Raw genomic sequence first — 17,374 nt, forward strand, 5'->3', positions numbered from 1 at the left:
GACCGGGCCAATTCTCCTGAACCGGACATGACGATGCGCTTGTGCTGGCCGTTCCTTGTTGGCGTTCTCTGTGCGGCGACCCCATCGTTGACCGCGGGCGCGGTGGAACGCGCCGAGCCCGACATCGACATGTACGCGCACATCTCGGGCAAGTGCACCAAGCTAAAAATCGCCGGCCGCGATTTCGGCTGCAAGGCGGTGGCCTATTTCCACGGCCAGCAGGGCCGTGCGCATTTCACGATCGTGCTCGACGATCCCAGGGATGACAGCCACATCATTTCATTTTCAGGTGAAACCGGCCGCCGCGAGCAGGACAACGTCTATGAACTGCAGGTCGACCGGATGCTGCTGAACTCCAAAGAGAGGCCGAAGGTCGACGGCCTGCCGGTGCCACTGGTTGAATCATCGACCGGCACCTGCCGCCAGGTGGGGATCATCGCGACGAGGCAGGTCTCCAGCATCTCCTGTGCGGCGACCGCCAGGGACGGCCGGAAATACGAACTGCAATTCGAGTCCGACGGCGAGCCGGTGACGCTGCGCCGGATCAGGCAATCCTCCCTCACCGAGGAGAAGGCGAACGCCAAGAAAGCCGAGCAACTGGAATGCCGCCGCAAGGCCCATCTCGCCAAGGTTCTGCCGCGCGACTGGACCGCGTTCGTGATCCGGTGCCTGGCCGATGACGACCAGAAGCCGGCGACGGCAGAGCAGCGGTAGGCTGGCGGTAGGTCTGTCGGATCGTTACCGAGCCGTTAACCCTTCGTTAACCAAGCCGTCTCATCCTCGAAAGTCCAGGAGAGGATCCAAGGGATTGACCAGGTCGGTCACCTGGCCGGCGCGCGCAGGCGCTCCCTCTCCTGCCCACTCGTATTGATCACGGCTGCAAACATGATCGCTGAAAGCAATAGCAACATCGCCTGGCACCGGGTTCAGCTCAAGAAGAACCGCGAGGCCGTCAAGGCATTGGAAATCGCCCGCTTCCGGGTTGGCGAGATGACCGGCGCGGCCGGCCATGCGCAACAAAAAGCGCTGACCCAGCTCAAGCGCAAGATCGCTGAATCGCAGCGATGCATCGCCGCGCACGAAAGACAAACCAAGCGGCCGCTGGCGACTGATCTGCGCAGCCTCGCGCAGGTGAGCTGGGGCAGCTGGGACGCCTACAGCGTATCGCGGCAGGCCTCGTCGCGCGCGTAGGATGTAGGATGGGTTGAGCTCTTCGCGAAACCCATCAACTGCTGCCCGCGAATGAGTGATGGGTTTCGCGAAGAGCTCAACCCATCCTACGGACTACGGACCGCAAGAAGGCGGACCTGTCACGCCGAAGCTCGGAGAGCGTAGGCGGATTGCTTCGCTGCGCGCGCAATGACATACAATTCGGCATCGCTTTCGTCTCCCCAAGGAGGTCAGCCATGTGCCGCATTTGCGATGCCAGCCACGCCGTTGAAGTCCGGGAAACCTCACGCCGCCGTTTCCTTCAATTCACGGCCGGGATCGCCGCAAGTCTTGCGCTGGCACCGCTTACCTTTGCCCCCGCGGCCTTTGCCAGGGATGCAAAAGCCAAAGATGCAAAACCGCCGCCGAAGCCGCAGAACCAGATGTCGCCGGCCGCGGCCCTCGATCGGTTGATGAAAGGCAATACGCGTTATGTCGAAGGCACCTCGCGCCGGCATGACTTCAAAAGTGAGCGGGAAGCCCTGGTCGGCGGCCAAAATCCCTTTGCCAGCATCCTGAGCTGCGCGGATTCCCGCATTGCGCCGGAATACGCCTTCGACAGCAGCCGGGGCGATCTGTTCGTCTGCCGCGTTGCGGGCAATTTCGCCAATGACGACACCGTCGCGAGCCTGGAATATGGCGTGGCCGTGCTTAACTCGCCGCTGATCCTGGTACTCGGCCACGACAGCTGCGGCGCGGTCGATGCCACGATCAAGTCGCTCAAGGACAACACCACCCTGCCCGGCCACCTGCCGTCGCTGGTCAACGCGCTTGCGCCTGCCGTCAAGGCCAGCGCGGACAAGCCCGGCGACAAGCTCGCGAACGCCATCCGCCAGAATGTCATCGACGTTGTCGCCCGGCTCAAGTCGGCGACGCCAATCCTCAGCGCCGCCGCGGCCGAGGGCAAGATCAAGATCGTCGGTGGTATTTATCGGCTGGACAGCGGCAAGGTCGAATTGGTCGGCTGATCGTCAGGGCCGTACAATGATGCAGGACGCGCGCCCACCATCTTCGTCTTCAAGCCTGCCGCACCACAACGTTATGGTCCAATCGATCCAGGACTTTACTCTTGATCGTCTAATCGGCCCAAGTGCGCTGTCCGCACTTGCATTCGAACATGTGGACGATGCAGCCGGTGCTCGGGCTCACCATGGTTCGAACCAGCTTCAACCTCTCGCCACAGGACCGGCAATCCTTGTCCGTCTCACTCTCCACGACGGCCACCATCTCAGCCCGAAATAATTCCATGGCCCACTCCGTTCCGACTGGGTTCCCGAGATACACGCTTGGTCCGGGAAATACTAAGGAGATTTTGACGGCCCGATGACATTCCACCGGGGCGTTGCCTTTCTGCATCGCGTGTCCTTGGTAGACGAAAGTAGCGTTGTCGTGTGGCCGGCTTTACTCGCCTTCCCGCGCCTCGCCGCGTGCTCATGAGTAACGATCAATGCTGCGCTGCGATACCCAGCTTACTTGCGTTGGCGGAGTCCGGTATTACTCCGGAGATTGTTCACAAGATTGATCCGATCTAGTCTGATCCCTGCGATTGACGCTTTGCTTTTATTGAAGACGATCTTTTTCGACTTATCGAATAGCCAAAATGAATGACCAGAAAGCCGACAGAATTTTTGTCGGCACTCGTTTCAAGATGAGTAAACTTGGAGTCGCGCGGTGCCCCGAGCTGGCTGACCGGGCTGGGATTGTCATTGAGGTGAGCCCTCGTACCACTGGCATCACCGTGCGGTTCGATGGCGCCCAAAGACCAACGTGCCTGCACAGGGACTTTATATCTCCCGTCCTGGGTTGACGAGCGTGGAGCATCAACTTCCGGGCGCGCACCACCACCGTGCATGACCGCTTCGCGTTGCCTTTCAGCCTACGGATGCACCTGCCTTGGCCCGGCTGATTCCGAGGGCCAGAATGCGATTTAGCAGGTCGGGGTAGGCAAGCCCGTCATGCCGGGCAGCTGTCGCGAACTCCTGGCTCTTCGCTATTTCGGGATTGGGATTCGCTTCGATGAAATAGGGAGTGCCGTCGGCCGAGAGCCGAAAGTCGATGCGTGCGTATCCATCGAGCTTCAGTGTACGGTAGATGCGTTTCGCTGTTCGCTGAATGCGGGCGGATACCTCTGGCGCAAGGTTCTTGGCCGGCCCGTCCTCGATTCCGACGCGCTCCTGGTAACCGGGATCGTGTTTTACCTTTTCGGTGGCAATCTGCCGTGCCCCCTCGCCACCCATGCTGCCGAATTTCAATTCCCAAATCGGCAGAACTCGCAGCCGATTGTTGCCGAGCACGGCGACGTAGAGCTCACGCCCCTCGATGTACTGCTCGGCGATGGCGGCAGTTCCGAGCCGGTCGTGGACGAAAGCGACTCGCTCTGCGAGCTTCTCGTCCGTATCGACGATGGATGCTTGCGAGATGCCGAACGATCCATCCTCGTTCAGGCTCTTGACGATCAGCGGCAGCGCAAGACGCGTCGGCCGTTTGACTTTGCGGCGCATCGGAAACACGGCGAAGGCCGGCACCGCGATCCGGCGATGGTGCACTAGCGTTTTGGACAGATCCTTGCCGCGCGCCAGGATCAGGCCGCGCGGGTTACAGCCGGTATACGGGACTTTCATCAGTTCGAGAAAGCTCGCGATGTGCTGGTCATACCCTGACGTATAGTGGAACTCCTCCAGCAATGTGTACACCACATGCGGCTTGAAGCTTTCGATCGCGTCGCGAACCGGCTTGATTTCCTCCTGCACGCCGAGCGGGCGCACATCGTGGCCCGCCGCGCGCAAGGTGCTCACGACATCGAACTCGGTTTTCCATCGGTTGATTTCCTGCGCGGTGTATCCGTCGGTCGAGTCCGGCGGCAAGAAGTCCGGATGCATCAGGACCAGGACGCGCAGGCGTCTCATAGCGCGATCCACTTGCGGCGTGACGGGCCGAACAGCGCGTGCATGGTCTTGGCGGTCAGCAGAATGGTGAAGTTGATCACAAGCTTCCGCTCCGAGCCCGGGGCCCGGAGATCGAGTTCGCGGCAGCGGGAGATCATGTCATCGAGAACGGCATCGAGCGTAAGCTGGTTCTCGCCCGTCCATCGCGCGACCAGCTGCCTGACCTGCGCGCGGTGCCGCCTGATGAAGGATGCCGCCGGCTGCGCCCGTCGATGTCGTTGATCGGCGGAGAACAGACGGGACAGGTCGCGGTCATACGTCTTCGGCGCCTCGAAAGCGTAAAACGCCTGCTTCTTCTGGTAATGCTCGCCAAGCGTTTGGCTGAGCCCGGACAGCGGATCGACACGCTCCCGTGATGTAATCGGCGGCCGCTCGCCTGCAATCTCGCTCATCAGTTCGTCGACATATTCGAGCTTCTTCAGCGCCGGCCAACCGGCATAGCGTGCCCGCCATTTCGACCGCGGTCGCAGCCACACCGCAAAGGTTTCGGCGAAATCCTCGTCCGGATGGCTCTGCGCGTACCAGCGCCGAAGATGCTGGACGTAATTCCGGCTGGCCGGATTGGGCCGGTAGTAGAGCGGATAGTGTTTCGAGGACGGGCCGAACAACTGTTGCCAGCGTCGGCGGCGTTGCAACTGGTAAGCGTGCTGCACGGCATGCCCTGCCTCGTGACGGAGGATGGCCATGCATTCCGACCAGGTACTTCCCTCTACCTCGAGCATCATTTTTTTCTCGAGTTTCATCAGGCGGGGATGGGCAAGATAGAACGGGATGGCGATGCCCGGCACATCTGCCGGACTGAACCATTCGCTCGATATCCATGCGTGTGGCCGCAGCCGGATGTTCCGCGCCTGGAGTTCTTCGTTCAGAGTGCCGAGGCAATCCTCGAGCCAGGTGCCCTTGATGTTGACCTTCAGGCTGCTGAGACGCTGCTTGAGCAACTGCTCATCCGACAGCTTTTCCCAGGTATATTTCCGAGGTGGCATAGGCATCCAGAAATCATGAAAATACAGTATCTGGATGGTGTCATAGTATGCCGCTGGCAACAACCGCCTAGTCCTTGCGGCACTTTCGACCCGGTGTCCCAGAGGAGCCCGTTGACGAGCCATCCAGTCCGGAGGCCTCAAGCAGGCGCGGGAGCCGGGCCACCGCGCAGGCGGCGCGTGCAAGCGCCCGCTGGACGGCTGGGTTTGGGCTATTAGTCCGCGGTATCGCCACAAAGCTTATGGACCGGTCGAAAACGCTGCGAATGCCCAATCGCAGCGGACGTTGAGTGTGCAATCATCGGTGACGGCAAAAGCGTTCTACGCAAAGCGCGGCTTCAAGACTGTTAGGGAGGGGTCCTTCGGTGAAGAGCAGACGATCCTGATGTCGAAGATATTCCGCGGACGTCAGAGACAGGTTCGGAGGTGGGTTAGCGAAGCGTAACCCACCCTCTTGCTTGCTGCACGACAGCCTCTGCTTGTAGTCCAATCGATCCAGGCATCGAACCAAACGATTAATTGATTACTTGCACGCTCGGAGACCAAATTCGGACCTTGAGGCGGCGCCATCCCCGTCCCGCCTGCACATCGATCGTGCGTAGGCTGTTACGCGCCTTCACTGGTGCGAAAGATTTGAGCGTTGAATCCGCGCCTGGAAAATGCCGAAGGGGTCTTCGCGGCGGGCGAGCTTCCGATAAGTGGTTAGGTCGTCTTCTTGGAGAACGGGTCCCTCGCCCCGTCGCCCGACAGAGCCCGTGCTTGGTACCAACGACAGCGATGTGCCAACGCCCGCATAAAGGTATCGGTCGCCGAAAGCCTGCTTCAACGCTGCGAATGTCGGCTCACCGGTGCAGTGGCCCGGAGCGATGCTCTCTATCTTGAACGTATCCTTGAGCGTTGCCACGGACCTGGCAATGACCTCGTCCGGAGCGACGACGAGGTGGAATCCGCCGGCGATCAAACGTATTTTGGAACTGATGGCCGCCGCCGCCTCGACGATCTTTTCGACTCCCGGGTGCGCGCAGCCGACCACAAGCACTACGCCGTCCGAGGTGTTGACCGCTAAGGACAACTCTTTGAGCTCTTTCGTGCCTGGAGCGTCGGATACCAGTGCTATCAAGGTAATGCCTGGAACGATTTCCGTCGTTTTGTCGATTAGTTCGATGTTGGCTCCCTGCCAAGCGGTGCCGAATTTCATGACTTCCGGCGGCTTGCCCTCGTAGTAGCGCATCTCGGAGGGCAAAGACTCGTCTTTTCGGTAGAAGCTCGATGGCAGCGACGAACCGTAAATGCCGAATCCTTCTCTAGGTGCGTAGATCTTTACCGTCGGATTCACGCTCAGAACGTGATTCAGGCCAGCCATGTGATCGGAGTGTCGGTGCGACAGGACGACGAAATCGATGTTGGTAAGGTCAACACCCTTCGCCTTGACGTTGGCTGCGAAGATGTCTGGATCGTTGCCTGTGTCAAACAGGATTCGTTTACCGGCGACCTCCACGAACGCGGAGAAGCCCCAATCCTTCTTCATTGCGGCATCGGTGCCGAAAGCGTCATAGAGGATGGTGATCTGGCTGTTTGGCTCGGCCGCGGCCGTTGTCGCAGGGGCAACCACGGCAGCGACGCCGCCAAGTGCGGTCGCAAAGAACAATGCTGCGCGAAGATTCATGGAAGTCCTCCTTCTTTGAGAACACCCCCATTTGAGTTTGCTTGTCGGAGCCTTACGGAATGCGCGATTGAGTCCCCGCGCCACACCGGGCGGACGATACTTTGATCTCCCCGAAGCTTGTTTGATCAGCCGGTCGCCGTCCCTAGCGCCATTCGGGAGTTTATCTCAAGGCGTGGCCGCTCGCCGCATGAGTACGCCCAATTTCCGGAAGTGTCACGACAAAGTCGCGACGCACGGCGTAGAGCGCGCCTTCCGATCACCCGAAGCTATGGGCGATATAATGCATAGCGAAGAAAGAAGCTCATAATGATTGACTAGAAAACCGACAGAATTGTTGTCGGCACCCGTTTTAGGATGGCTTGGAGCCGTTCGGTGCCCAGAGTTGGCTGACCGGGCTGGCATTGTTATTGACGTGAGCTCTCGTACCGCTGGCATCACCGTGTTGTTCGATCGCGCCCAAAGACCAACTTGCCTGCACAGAGACTTTATCTCTGCCGTCTTGGGTCGGGGATAGGCGCATCGCCAGTCGGCTCGAACCATGCGATATGAACTCGCGAACCTGGATGGGCGGCCAGGTCGTTCGTTCGGAACGAGCCGCGCGGCAACGCCGCCTCCCCAACCGCCAGCCCTCCTCTACCCCGGCTTGATCCCCGCCGCCTGCATGATCGGCAGCAGCCGCTTTTCCTCGTCGTCACGGAATTTGCTGATCTCGGCCGATGACGCCGGCCACGGCGTGGCGCCAAGCTCTGCGTAGCGCTCCTGCAAGCCGCGATCGGCGAGCGCCTTGACGGTGAGCGCACTTATCTGCGCGACAAGATCGGCCTTCATGTTCGCCGGCCCGATCAGCGCGGTCCATGACGTCATCGCATATCCCGGCAGCACCTCGGCCATGGTGGGCACATCAGGAAGCTCGGGGAGCCGCTTCAACGACGTGACGGCGACCGGCTTGACCTGGCCTGCGCGCACGCTCGGCAACGAGCCGGGCAGATTGTCGAACAACAGATCGACGCGGCCGCCGAGCAGGTCGGTCAATGCCGGCGCGGCGCCGCGATAGGGAATGTGATTGACCTCCACGCCCGCCATGCTGTTCATCATCTCGCCCGACAGATGCAACGTGGTGCCGAACCCGGCCGAGGCATAGGTGTATTTCTTCGGCTCCTTCCTGAACGCGGCCAGCAACTCCCTGATGTCGGAGGAGAACAGGTCCTTCTTCGCCACCAGGATATTGGGCAATTGCCACATGCCGCCGATGAAGGTGAAATCGGCGCGCGGATCATAGGGAAGCTTTGCGTAGCTTCCGATCGCCAGCACGTTGCTGGCGATGCCGCCGAGGCCGAGAGTGTATCCGTCTGGCGGCGACTTTGCCACCGCATCCGCCCCCAGCACGCCGCCCGCGCCAGCCTTGTTCTCGACGACGAAGGACTGTCCGGACAGGTCGCTCATCTTCTGACAGATGATCCGCGACAGCGTATCGGTGGCGCCGCCGGCCGGAAAACCGTTGACGTATTTCACCTGCCGCGCCGGCCACGCCTCTTGCGCGAACGCCTCGCGCCTTGCGAGATACGGCGCGGCAATCGAGCCGCCGAGCATGGCCAGCAATTTGCGGCGGTTCACAGGCGTGAGCTGCGGCATCATTTTCCCTCCCTTGCGCAGGCGCCTGCTTGATTGGTCGGGCAAGGCTTGCTGCGCCGGCGACAGCGTAGTGCGCCGTTCTCCGGCGTGAAAGAGCCGAACAGCGCTCCGTCAAGTCAAATACATGCGGCTTATTGGCCCGACGGGCAAATCAGTTCCGATTTACAGAAGTTGTGTCAAGCCCTAAAATAAAAAATATTTCTGTTTACCAGAATGGAAAATCAGGTGCATATGTTTAGCCATCCCGTCCTACTCAGAAGGGCGTCGGCCGTCGTCACGGACGTTGGGCGGGTTGCGGTGGACGCTTGTTTGCGCTGAGACGATGGCGTGGATGAGCGTACGGCAAAACCGTGTGGTCCTGGCGCCCGTTGCTGGCGTCAAGCCGTCGGCTAAGCGTGAGCTGAACCGGCGATGACGGAGTCAACCAAGAACTCGTCTCCGGGGAGATCACGGCATAAGCCGTAAAGCCATTGCGCAGGGAAGGCCGGGTGTTCTCCGCTGCCCTGTATGCTCGTGTGCACCTTGTTTTGTGCAAACCGCACACGAGACCGCGGGTGCAGCGCGCACCCGGTCTTCCCTGCGCCCTCATATTTCGAGGGCAAGGAACTTCTGGCAAACCTCGGGCGTAGCAGGCCGCGAGAACGCGGAAGTGCGCTTAGACCACGGTGCAGCAACAAACACCGCCGTCGTCCCGGCCTTGAGCTCAGATGCGCAATTACGCATCTGAGCTCAAGGCCGGAACGACGGTGTAGCTGTGACCTCCCGCACATTCGAAGGGACAATGCGCCACCGAAATGAACCCACGTGCATTCCACGGCAACTGACGCATGAAACAGTGTGACAACGCGAGACGAACCAATGCAGGCGGCCATGACGAGAAAAGCAGCAATCCTGTTCGCCCTGCTGGCGACCATGTTCACCGCATCCCGCGCGGTGGCGGCTGAACCCTGCAGCACGACGCCGGCGCGTTTCAACATTGCAGACACGCTGTGGCACGCGGCCGAAGAACATCCGGTCCATATCACCTTCACGACCCGGACCGAGGGCGTGAAAATGCCGGGCTATCTCTTGGAAAAATATCCGAACGAGATGACCGTCGTCCTGCAATATGAATTCGGCAAGCTCAATGTGAAGGACGATCGCTTCGAAGTGCTGGTGTGGTTCAAGGGCTATCCGGAACGGCTCGTCGTCCCCTTCAACGCCATCAAGGCGTTCTATGACCGCACCGAGTTGAAGTGCTCGGGTAGCTAAACTTCACTCAGGCGTCGCGCGGCGGATCAATGCGCAGAGCCCGGTCATGCGGGCAATGGGATGCTCGACAAACAGGCGACAAGACTTCAGCGCATCTTGAAGCGTATCGGGCGGTGCCGCAGGTTTCAGCTGCGGCGCCAGCATCTGACCATGCGCATACCCGAGCGCGCGGGTCGAACGCGTCAGCGCATCGAGCCGGCCGTCGGCTTGCAGCGGCGCCAGCATGGTTCGCACCAGCGCCAGATACGCCGGCCAGTACGCCAGATGCCGGTACATGCTCGCAATCAATTGCGGTTCGGTGTCCTCGCCGAAACCGTTCAATTCCGCAACAAGCCGCGCCACCTCGGGATCGAGCGCGTCCATCGGCGGCAGTTCCGGAATCTTGACGCCGGAGGGCGGAGGTGCGGAGCCGGCGGCCGCGACTGTCACGGCCGGGCGCGGTTCGAAATGCGCGAGCAACGCCGACAGCACGGTCAGCGCCAGCGCGTTGGTGTATTGATAGCTGTTCAGCACATTGCGAATGATGGCCTGGTCGGATTGATCGATGCCGGCGGCGAGCAACGTGTCGGCGGAAAATCCGGGCGCATCCGGCAAGGCGATCGTGCGCCTGACCGATTCGGCATGCAGCGGTGCGGCGCCGAGATAAAGCGGCCGCACCGTCGCCCAGGTCCAGGGCAGCGCGCCCGGCATGGTCGCGAGGGTGCGCCAGACCAGATTGACGACGCTGGTGCCGAGCACCTTTCGGATGTCGGCGAAGATCTCGGCGATTTCACCGCGCGCGTCGGCTTCGAGAATCGAGGGAACGCTCTCCTGCCCTTGCATGATTGCCGCTCAGTCCCGAAAGCTCGCCGCCACGGTGCCGAGCCCGTCGAGCTCCATCACCACGCTGTCGCCGGCATTGAGCCACACGGTCTTGACCAGGCTGCCGGTGAGCACGATCTGCCCGGCGTGCAATCCCGTGCCCTCCTCGGCCAGATGATTGGCGAGCCAGGCCAGCGCGTTGTGCGGATGCCCGAGCACGTCGGCGCCGGTGCCGCGCCCGACTTCGGTGTCGTTGACAATGGCGCGGCCGACCACCTTGAGCAGATTGGGCGCCGCGGTGCGCGAGATCGCCTGACCGAGCACGCAGCCGGCGGCGAAGAAATCATCGGCCACCAGCGTCGGCGCGCCCATGGTTTCCCATTTGGCGTAGCGGTCGTCGACGATCTCGATCGCGGGGTAATAGGCCTCGATCGCCTCCATTACCCACTCCGCCGTGAACGGCGCTTCCGACGGCAGCAAATTGCGCGCGAGCCGGACCGCAATTTCGCACTCGACGCCGACACGGACGTAATCGCCGAAGCGCAGCTTGGCGCCGGACTCATGCACGCCCTTGGCGAACACGCCGCCGCCACAGGGATGGGGTATGTCGAGATATTGCTGCATCACCGCGCTGGTGCAGCCGATCTTGTATCCGACGAGGCTGCCTATTTGCGGCAGCAAGAGATCGTGCACCGCGCGCTGGATCTTGTAGCCCTCGGCCTCGTCCTGCGGCACGAGTTCGCTCGAAAGCGCGGCCAGCGGCGAACGGCTGCGGCGGGCGCTGGCGATGCGCTTGGCGGCCGCGAGAATTTTGTCCATCGGCGGCAGCTCTCTCGTTGCAATCCGGCAACGCCGACCGCGCGCTGCGGTCAGATGCCGGAGGTTACTCTACTCGTCCCGGTAAACCTTTTCACGCTTCTCGTGACGCTCCTGCGCTTCCACCGACAGCGTTGCGATCGGGCGGGCTTCCAGCCGCTTCAACGAGATCGGCTCGCCGGTCTCTTCGCAATAGCCGTAGGTGTTGTCTTCGATACGCTGCAGCGCCGCGTCGATCTTGGAGATCAGCTTGCGCTGGCGGTCCCGAGCGCGCAGTTCGATCGCGCGATCGGTTTCGGAAGAGGCGCGATCAGCCAGATCGGGATGATTGACGTTCTCTTCCTGGAGGGTCTGCAGGGTAATCTTCGATTCCCGCAATATCTCGTCCTTCCACGCCAGCAGCTTGGCGCGAAAATAATCGCGCTGGCGGTCGTTCATGAAAGGCTCTTTTTCGGAGGGTCGATAATTCTTCAACTTTTCCAATGTCAGCCCATCTTTAAGTGCAAGGCGAAACGGAAAATCGTCCGTCCGCGCGCGCCTTATATAGCGGCGAGTTGTGACAGACAATATCGGCCCTGGGGCAAGGAAGGCCGCCCCGGAGCGCATACACAGGCAAAACTGTGCACCGCAGCGGGGCAGCCCGCTTGGTCAGTAACCGACGGTAAAACGCTGCCGGATATGGGCCGGACGCTCGATTTCGTCGGCGAGTGCAACTGCGAAGTCCTCGAAGGAAATCCAGCTTTTGCCGTCGGACGCGGTCAAAAGCTGGTCGGTCCCGAGACGGAACTTGGCCGTCCGCTCGCCGGCCGTGAACAGGGCCGAGGGCGACAGGAAGGTCCAGTTCAGCTCCTTTTCCTGCCGCAGCAGGTCGAGAAAGGCGCCGCCCTTCTCGGCCTCGGCCTTGTATACCACGGGAAAATTCGGCGTCGTGACCAACCGGACGCCCGGCGCCACTTCGAGGCTGCCGGCGCCGCCGACCACGAGGTAGCGGCCAACCTTCGAATCACGGGCGGCGCCAATCAGCCGGGCCGGGTCGCTGTCGAGGAAGTGCACCGAGCTGACCGCAGCGTCGTGGCCGGCGAACAACGCGGCCAGGCCGGCCTGGTCCTGCACGTCGCCCTGCTTGGCCGTGACGTTGGGCTGGCTCGCGATCCTCTCGGGGTGGCGGGCAATGGCGGTGATGGTGTGGCCGCGGCTGGCCAGTTCGGTGACGATACGCGAGCCGGCATTTCCGGACGCGCCGACGACGGCGATCTTCATCTTGGGTCTCCTTGCGATGGGATGGATGTGGTATCCAATGGTGACTAGATAACGCAAAGAGCGTAGGTGTTAAGAGAGCACTTTGAACTCACCTGATTACGCCGGAGTAACCGCCATGAAAATGAAACCCGACGCCTATGCCGCCAATTGTCCGACGCGCCAGATTCTTGATCGCGTCGGCGACAAATGGGCGGTGCTGATTCTGCTGCTGGTGCGCGACGAGCCGATGCGCTTCAATGCGCTACGCCGTGCCATCGAAGGCATCTCGCAGAAGATGCTGTCGCAGGTGCTGAAGAGCCTGGAGCGCGACGGCCTGATCAAGCGCCGTGTCATCGCAACCGTGCCGGTCACGGTGGAGTATTCGATCACGCCGCTGGGCGCGACGCTGTCGACGGCGGTCGATGCCTTGCGCGATTGGGCGGAAAGCAATCTGAAAGAAGTGCTGAACGCACAGCGGCGCTACGATGCGCAGCGCAATTCGATGGCGGCGTGAGACAAACAGGATGAGAAGAGCGCGCGAAGCCTAGAATTTCCCGGCCTTGGCCAGTTCGACTTCGACTCGAAGCTCGATCTCGGCCAGGACGGCATCGAGGCCGGGATCGCCGGAGGAGGATTTCAGGTTGGCCGCGGCATCGCGCAGCCGGTTCATGGTGGCGGCATCGAGATTGCCGGACAGCAACCCGAGCTTGAGTTCGTCGAGCACGTCGAGCGCGCCGCGCCCGCGTGCCACCGACCGCTTGCGGCGCTCGGTCGGATCCTCGACGCCCTGCATCGCCAGCAGCGCGTCGATGCTGCCGGCGGCTTTCGGCGGGGCCGCGGAGCGGGTCTCGTCCGGCGTCGCCGGCGCATCCGGCAGCGAAAAGCCGGTCGAGTTGGTTCGCCGCGTGCTGCTCGCGGGCGATCCAAGCGTGGTGCCGTTCGGTCCGTAGATGCGCATCGTCGTGAATCTCGCCGGTCGATTGCAGGGAGCTTCGCCGCTTTATGGTTAATGCCGCGTAAACGACCCGGCAAAATCTGCCGCCGCGCGGCAGTTTCGCCGGTGCCGCGAGATCGGCCGGATCGCGCACCAACACGTAAAGCATAGCACTTTCAACGGACTAGGCCACCGAATCCGCGTGGCACCGATCTCGCATAGTTAATCCCGGGCTACCGTCATGGGAGTGGCGTGTGGTCCGGGAAGACTTCAGGGGAGCATTGGGATGCCCGGCATCCATACGGCAAGAGTGTTGAGGGTAGGCTGCGCAGCGCTGCTGGCGCTGGCATTGTCGGCCATGTCCGCAGGCGCGACCTCGCGGATCAAGGACCTAGCCAATATTGAGGGCGTGCGTCAGAACCAGTTGATCGGCTACGGCCTCGTCGTCGGCCTCAACGGCACCGGCGACACGCTGAACAACATCCCCTTCACCAAGCAATCGCTGCAGGCGATGCTGGAACGAATGGGCGTCAACATCCGCGGCGCCACCATCCGCACCGGCAACGTCGCCGCCGTGATGGTCACCGGCAATCTGCCGGCGTTCGGCACCCAGGGCACGCGGATGGACGTCACCGTTTCCGCGCTCGGCGACGCCAAGAACCTGACCGGCGGCACCCTGCTCGTCACCCCCCTGCTCGGCGCCGACGGCAATGTCTATGCGGTCGCGCAAGGCTCGCTCGCAATCTCGGGCTTCGCGGCGGAAGGCGCCGCCGCCAGCATCACCCGCGGCGTACCGACCAACGGCCGTATCCCCAACGGCGCCATCATCGAGCGCGAGATCGAATTCGCGTTGAACCGTTTGCCCAATGTGCGGCTGGCGCTGCGCAATGCCGATTTCACCACCGCCAAGCGCATCGCCGCGGCCGTCAATGATTTCCTCGGCGTCAAGACCGCCGAGCCGATCGATCCGTCCACGGTGCAACTGGCGATCCCCGCCGAGTTCAAGGGCAACGTCGTCGCCTTCCTGACCGAGATCGAGCAATTGCAGGTCGAACCCGACCTCACCGCCAAGATCGTGATCGACGAACGCTCAGGCATCATCGTGATGGGCCGCGATGTGCGCGTCGCCACCGTGGCGGTGGCGCAGGGCAACCTTACGGTCTCGATTTCCGAGAGTCCGCAAGTGAGCCAACCCAATCCGCTGTCACGCGGCCGGACCGTGGTGACACCGCGCTCGAGCGTGTCCGTTTCCGAAGACGGCAAGAAATTCGCGGTCGTGAAAGACGGCGTCTCGCTGCAGCAGCTCGTCGACGGCCTCAACGGTCTCGGCATCGGTCCGCGCGACCTGATCGGCATCCTGCAGGCAATCAAGGCCGCCGGCGCGATCCAGGCCGACATCGAGGTGATGTGATGCAAAGCAGCTTGAACGGCATCAGCAATTCGTACCCGAAATCCACGCTGATCACCGGTCGCAACGACCCGCAGCTGGCCGAGGCCCTGACCAAGATTTCGCCCGAGGCGCAGAAGAAGACCCGCGCCAAGGCACAGGACTTCGAGGCGATGTTCCTGAACTCGATGTTTTCGCAGATGACCACCGGCGTCAAAGGCGAAGGCCCGTTCGGCGATACGACGGGCACCGGCGCCTGGCGCTCGATGCTGACGGATGAATATTCGAAGTCGTTCGCCAAATCCGGCGGCATCGGAATCTCCAACGACGTCTTCCGTACCTTGATCCTGCAGCAAGCCAATCGCGCCGGCTGACATAAGGGAACCCCGACATGAATCAGCGCCCGCAAGCCCAGCCCGCCGCCACACCGGCACGCGCGATTTCCTCGCCGGTCGAGGCCCGCAAACTTGCGGAAGACCTGATGGACGTGATGAGCGGGCTGCTCGGCATCATCGAGCGCGAAACCGAACTGGTTCGCGCCGGCAAGATCCGCGAAGCGATGGAGCTTGAAGGCCAGAAGGGCGAGCTGTCGCGCCGCTACATGGTCGCGGTCGAGCACTTGAAGAACTCGCAAAAATACCTGACGCAGGTATCGCCTGAATTGCTGACCACACTGCGCCGCCATCACGACACGTTCCGCGCCATGCTGCAGATCAATCTCACGGTGCTTGCGACCGCGCATGCGGTGTCCGAAGGCATCGTGCGCGGCGTCAACGTCGAGATCCAGCGCCGCAACATCCCCAACACCTATACGGCGAGCGGCCAGCGCGCGACGCCAGGGCCGCGCAACATGACGCCGCTTGCGGTGAGCCGCTCGCTCTAAACATCTAAAATTTTCGACAAACTCGCGTCCCCGTATAAGCACGGGATTCAGCGCGTTCCCTAACACCGTGTTGAGGGGTGGGAAGTTATATTGCTGTTTGAGAGGGGTTGGGATTTGACTCGAAGCAAGCCTGGAGGCTGCCATGAGTACAGATTTCAACATCAAACCGGTGGGGGCACCGGTTGCCGCGCCGATTGTTCAACCGATCAGCGAAGCGGCGCACAATGCGGTCGCGACCGAATTGCCGGCGCCTCAGAGCGTCACGGCGTCGGACGCGGGCGCACGCAGCAGCGATTCCCGCGCGGTCCATGTTTCGATTTCGAATCCGTCCGTCTCGAACCAGGTGGTGATCGATCGCGACGCGCGAGCGGTCGTCTATCAGGTGGTCGACAACCGGACGAGCCAGGTCGTGAAGCAATTTCCGGAAGAAGCAGTGCTGCGCCGCCGCGCCTATTTCCACGCCCTCGACCTGACCAGGGAAGCGCCGCAACGTCTGCGCGTTACCGACCAGCGGGCTTGAAAGCCAGAACGCCTGCTACTCAGGTTTCGTGGGTCGCGTAAGCCTTGTCCAGATAGGTCTGTCCGCTGACGGGATCGGTGACGACGGTGTTGATCTCGGCCTTGCCGTTGCTCGCCAGCGTGAACTTGGTGTCGCCGACCCGGAACGAATTATTCCTGATCAGCACGTCCTGATATTTGCTGGTGGCGCCGCTCTGGTAATGCACCTTGGCGCGAAAGCCGGTCACGTTCGAGACCGAGATCTTGAACGACTTGTTGTCGGCATATTTGCCGGTCCAGTCGCCCTGATAATTGTCGGGATTGACCGCGAAGTACGGCGTATTGGAGGGCACGGTCTGCCCGACGGTCTTGTAGTTGGCCGACAGGATGCTCAGGACGTCGGCCATGCTACGGCTCCCCTACCCTCAGGTGTCGTTAGGCGCGGCCGGCCAGGCCGGCGGCCAGGTTGCAGTTGATGTCGATCAGCGCCTTCAGCTTGGCCGGATCCGGGCTCATCTGCATGTCGACCGTCTGCTTCATCACGAACACACCGATATTGGCGATCTTCTGGCGAACCTCGATCGGCTGCGGATTCTCGTCGGCCGTCGCCGCGCTCATGAAAATCGACCAGAGCCGGCGGTTGAACAGCAGCGCGTTCTCCAGCGCCTGGCCGGGACCGGCCCAGTTGGTCTGGACTTCCTGGAGCTGTCGTGCGGCCTTCAGCAGCGCCTGCGCTTCGATTTCACGGGGAGACGACGTCGCATGCGACGTGCGAGCGTAGGCCTGGGCTGCATTGGTCATTCAGGGAACCTCGGTGGGAGCGGTTGGCAGTGACCGCGTGGCTGCAAGAACTGCCCAACGTTCATACAAGTCCGGCCTTTAAATATGGTTAGCGGCGGTTACCAATTGTGTCAGCGGTCCGGCGAAATCCATATTTTCACCACCATGCCCGCGGTGCGTTCTGATGAGATTAAGATCGAAGCCACAATTTTTTGCATGATGCGTTTTGCCCGCACGACTGGACATTTTTCTTTCGGCCAAAAAGAAAAACGGCGGGGTTTCCCCCGCCGCCTTGATCGTTGTCTTCGCAGCCGAACTTAGCGGAGCAGCTGGAGCACGCTCTGCTGGCT

Annotated in this window: 21 protein-coding genes; 9 read left to right on the forward strand and 12 right to left on the reverse strand. The window is 61.6% G+C overall.

What is annotated here, in order from left to right; translation table 11 throughout:
* Positions 1–27: 27 nt before the first annotated feature.
* From JQ558_RS38190 to JQ558_RS27790, 3 genes are all read left to right on the forward strand, one after another.
* The gene (locus tag JQ558_RS38190; RefSeq protein WP_312015037.1) at positions 28–714 is read left to right on the forward strand and encodes a hypothetical protein; all 687 of its coding nucleotides are present in this window, start codon (positions 28–30) and stop codon (positions 712–714) included.
* A gap of 171 nt (positions 715–885) precedes the next feature.
* On the forward strand, positions 886–1,191 hold the full coding sequence (locus JQ558_RS27785; protein ID WP_212204317.1) for a hypothetical protein: 306 nt from the start codon (positions 886–888) through the stop codon (positions 1,189–1,191).
* Between the two features lie 215 nt (positions 1,192–1,406).
* Entirely contained in the window at positions 1,407–2,177 is a 771-nt protein-coding gene (locus tag JQ558_RS27790; protein WP_212295772.1) for a carbonic anhydrase, read from the forward strand.
* 903 nt (positions 2,178–3,080) lie between these two features.
* Here JQ558_RS27790 and JQ558_RS27795 read toward each other — a convergent pair.
* From JQ558_RS27795 to JQ558_RS27810, 4 genes are all read right to left on the reverse strand, one after another.
* Positions 3,081–4,115 (reverse strand): ATP-grasp domain-containing protein, encoded by a 1,035-nt coding sequence (locus JQ558_RS27795; protein WP_212295773.1) that lies wholly within the window; start codon positions 4,113–4,115, stop codon positions 3,081–3,083.
* Entirely contained in the window at positions 4,112–5,146 is a 1,035-nt protein-coding gene (locus JQ558_RS27800) for a putative zinc-binding metallopeptidase (RefSeq protein ID WP_249127809.1), read from the reverse strand. Before JQ558_RS27800 ends, JQ558_RS27795 begins: the two co-directional genes overlap by 4 nt.
* 607 nt (positions 5,147–5,753) lie before the next feature.
* Positions 5,754–6,803, reverse strand: a complete 1,050-nt coding sequence (locus JQ558_RS27805; protein ID WP_212295774.1) for an MBL fold metallo-hydrolase — start codon at positions 6,801–6,803, stop codon at positions 5,754–5,756.
* Positions 6,804–7,436: 633 nt separating this feature from the next.
* Positions 7,437–8,438, reverse strand: a complete 1,002-nt coding sequence (locus tag JQ558_RS27810) for a tripartite tricarboxylate transporter substrate binding protein (RefSeq protein WP_212295775.1) — start codon at positions 8,436–8,438, stop codon at positions 7,437–7,439.
* 867 nt (positions 8,439–9,305) lie between these two features.
* Here JQ558_RS27810 and JQ558_RS27815 point away from each other — a divergent pair.
* Entirely contained in the window at positions 9,306–9,686 is a 381-nt protein-coding gene (locus JQ558_RS27815; RefSeq protein ID WP_249142659.1) for a ClpXP protease specificity-enhancing factor SspB, read from the forward strand.
* A gap of 3 nt (positions 9,687–9,689) precedes the next feature.
* Here the strand turns inward: JQ558_RS27815 and JQ558_RS27820 are convergent, their stop codons facing one another.
* The 4 genes from JQ558_RS27820 to JQ558_RS27835 form a co-directional block, all read right to left on the reverse strand.
* Positions 9,690–10,508 carry a hypothetical protein gene (locus JQ558_RS27820; RefSeq protein ID WP_212295776.1) on the reverse strand — a complete coding sequence of 273 codons (819 nt, stop codon included), beginning with the start codon at positions 10,506–10,508 and terminating at the stop codon, positions 9,690–9,692.
* A gap of 9 nt (positions 10,509–10,517) precedes the next feature.
* Entirely contained in the window at positions 10,518–11,306 is a 789-nt protein-coding gene (locus tag JQ558_RS27825; RefSeq protein ID WP_212295777.1) for a 2-keto-4-pentenoate hydratase, read from the reverse strand.
* Between the two features lie 69 nt (positions 11,307–11,375).
* Positions 11,376–11,741 carry an RNA polymerase-binding protein DksA gene (gene dksA / locus JQ558_RS27830; protein ID WP_092509290.1) on the reverse strand — a complete coding sequence of 122 codons (366 nt, stop codon included), beginning with the start codon at positions 11,739–11,741 and terminating at the stop codon, positions 11,376–11,378.
* Positions 11,742–11,951: 210 nt separating this feature from the next.
* Positions 11,952–12,563, reverse strand: a complete 612-nt coding sequence (locus JQ558_RS27835) for an NAD(P)-dependent oxidoreductase (RefSeq protein ID WP_212295778.1) — start codon at positions 12,561–12,563, stop codon at positions 11,952–11,954.
* A 121-nt stretch (positions 12,564–12,684) separates the two neighbouring features.
* Here JQ558_RS27835 and JQ558_RS27840 point away from each other — a divergent pair, with 121 nt between their 5' ends.
* A complete protein-coding gene (locus JQ558_RS27840; RefSeq protein ID WP_212204958.1) occupies positions 12,685–13,056 on the forward strand; it encodes a helix-turn-helix domain-containing protein in 372 nt (123 codons plus the stop codon).
* Positions 13,057–13,086: 30 nt separating this feature from the next.
* Here the strand turns inward: JQ558_RS27840 and JQ558_RS27845 are convergent, their stop codons facing one another.
* Complete coding sequence (locus JQ558_RS27845; RefSeq protein WP_212295779.1) at positions 13,087–13,500, reverse strand: flagellar assembly protein FliX; 414 nt, start codon at positions 13,498–13,500, stop codon at positions 13,087–13,089.
* Positions 13,501–13,762: 262 nt separating this feature from the next.
* Here JQ558_RS27845 and JQ558_RS27850 point away from each other — a divergent pair, with 262 nt between their 5' ends.
* The 4 genes from JQ558_RS27850 (at position 13,763) to JQ558_RS27865 (ending at position 16,266) form a co-directional block, all read left to right on the forward strand.
* Positions 13,763–14,887, forward strand: coding sequence for a flagellar basal body P-ring protein FlgI (locus JQ558_RS27850; protein WP_212204300.1), 1,125 nt, complete (start codon positions 13,763–13,765; stop codon positions 14,885–14,887).
* A complete protein-coding gene (gene flgJ, locus JQ558_RS27855; RefSeq protein WP_212204299.1) occupies positions 14,887–15,237 on the forward strand; it encodes a flagellar assembly peptidoglycan hydrolase FlgJ in 351 nt (116 codons plus the stop codon). The genes JQ558_RS27850 and flgJ overlap by 1 nt, the downstream gene beginning before the upstream one ends.
* 17 nt (positions 15,238–15,254) lie before the next feature.
* Positions 15,255–15,746 (forward strand): hypothetical protein, encoded by a 492-nt coding sequence (locus JQ558_RS27860; RefSeq protein ID WP_212295780.1) that lies wholly within the window; start codon positions 15,255–15,257, stop codon positions 15,744–15,746.
* Between the two features lie 142 nt (positions 15,747–15,888).
* A complete protein-coding gene (locus JQ558_RS27865; protein WP_212204297.1) occupies positions 15,889–16,266 on the forward strand; it encodes a hypothetical protein in 378 nt (125 codons plus the stop codon).
* 19 nt (positions 16,267–16,285) lie between these two features.
* Here the strand turns inward: JQ558_RS27865 and JQ558_RS27870 are convergent, their stop codons facing one another.
* The 3 genes from JQ558_RS27870 to JQ558_RS27880 all read right to left on the reverse strand — a co-directional run.
* The gene (locus JQ558_RS27870) at positions 16,286–16,651 is read right to left on the reverse strand and encodes a hypothetical protein (RefSeq protein ID WP_192740231.1); all 366 of its coding nucleotides are present in this window, start codon (positions 16,649–16,651) and stop codon (positions 16,286–16,288) included.
* Between the two features lie 28 nt (positions 16,652–16,679).
* Positions 16,680–17,045: a flagellar biosynthesis regulator FlaF gene (flaF, locus tag JQ558_RS27875; protein ID WP_212204296.1), complete on the reverse strand. Its 366-nt coding sequence runs from the start codon at positions 17,043–17,045 to the stop codon at positions 16,680–16,682.
* Between the two features lie 78 nt (positions 17,046–17,123).
* A partial coding sequence (locus JQ558_RS27880) for a hypothetical protein (RefSeq protein WP_212295781.1) occupies positions 17,124–17,374 on the reverse strand: 251 nt, incomplete at its 5' end.

This window comes from Bradyrhizobium sp. AUGA SZCCT0160 (genome assembly GCF_018130105.1).
In the GTDB taxonomy this organism is placed as follows: Bacteria; Pseudomonadota; Alphaproteobacteria; order Rhizobiales; family Xanthobacteraceae; genus Bradyrhizobium.

Coding starts and splice junctions, on each gene's coding strand:
- JQ558_RS38190 (WP_312015037.1), top strand. CDS start 28: ATGACGATGCGCTTGTGCTGGCCGTTCCTTGTTGGCGTTCTCTGTGCG.
- JQ558_RS27785 (WP_212204317.1), top strand. CDS start 886: ATGATCGCTGAAAGCAATAGCAACATCGCCTGGCACCGGGTTCAGCTC.
- JQ558_RS27790 (WP_212295772.1), top strand. CDS start 1,407: ATGTGCCGCATTTGCGATGCCAGCCACGCCGTTGAAGTCCGGGAAACC.
- JQ558_RS27795 (WP_212295773.1), bottom strand. CDS start 4,115: ATGAGACGCCTGCGCGTCCTGGTCCTGATGCATCCGGACTTCTTGCCG.
- JQ558_RS27800 (WP_249127809.1), bottom strand. CDS start 5,146: ATGCCTATGCCACCTCGGAAATATACCTGGGAAAAGCTGTCGGATGAG.
- JQ558_RS27805 (WP_212295774.1), bottom strand. CDS start 6,803: ATGAATCTTCGCGCAGCATTGTTCTTTGCGACCGCACTTGGCGGCGTC.
- JQ558_RS27810 (WP_212295775.1), bottom strand. CDS start 8,438: ATGATGCCGCAGCTCACGCCTGTGAACCGCCGCAAATTGCTGGCCATG.
- JQ558_RS27815 (WP_249142659.1), top strand. CDS start 9,306: ATGACGAGAAAAGCAGCAATCCTGTTCGCCCTGCTGGCGACCATGTTC.
- JQ558_RS27820 (WP_212295776.1), bottom strand. CDS start 10,508: ATGCAAGGGCAGGAGAGCGTTCCCTCGATTCTCGAAGCCGACGCGCGC.
- JQ558_RS27825 (WP_212295777.1), bottom strand. CDS start 11,306: ATGGACAAAATTCTCGCGGCCGCCAAGCGCATCGCCAGCGCCCGCCGC.
- dksA (WP_092509290.1), bottom strand. CDS start 11,741: ATGAACGACCGCCAGCGCGATTATTTTCGCGCCAAGCTGCTGGCGTGG.
- JQ558_RS27835 (WP_212295778.1), bottom strand. CDS start 12,563: ATGAAGATCGCCGTCGTCGGCGCGTCCGGAAATGCCGGCTCGCGTATC.
- JQ558_RS27840 (WP_212204958.1), top strand. CDS start 12,685: ATGAAACCCGACGCCTATGCCGCCAATTGTCCGACGCGCCAGATTCTT.
- JQ558_RS27845 (WP_212295779.1), bottom strand. CDS start 13,500: ATGCGCATCTACGGACCGAACGGCACCACGCTTGGATCGCCCGCGAGC.
- JQ558_RS27850 (WP_212204300.1), top strand. CDS start 13,763: ATGCCCGGCATCCATACGGCAAGAGTGTTGAGGGTAGGCTGCGCAGCG.
- flgJ (WP_212204299.1), top strand. CDS start 14,887: ATGCAAAGCAGCTTGAACGGCATCAGCAATTCGTACCCGAAATCCACG.
- JQ558_RS27860 (WP_212295780.1), top strand. CDS start 15,255: ATGAATCAGCGCCCGCAAGCCCAGCCCGCCGCCACACCGGCACGCGCG.
- JQ558_RS27865 (WP_212204297.1), top strand. CDS start 15,889: ATGAGTACAGATTTCAACATCAAACCGGTGGGGGCACCGGTTGCCGCG.
- JQ558_RS27870 (WP_192740231.1), bottom strand. CDS start 16,651: ATGGCCGACGTCCTGAGCATCCTGTCGGCCAACTACAAGACCGTCGGG.
- flaF (WP_212204296.1), bottom strand. CDS start 17,045: ATGACCAATGCAGCCCAGGCCTACGCTCGCACGTCGCATGCGACGTCG.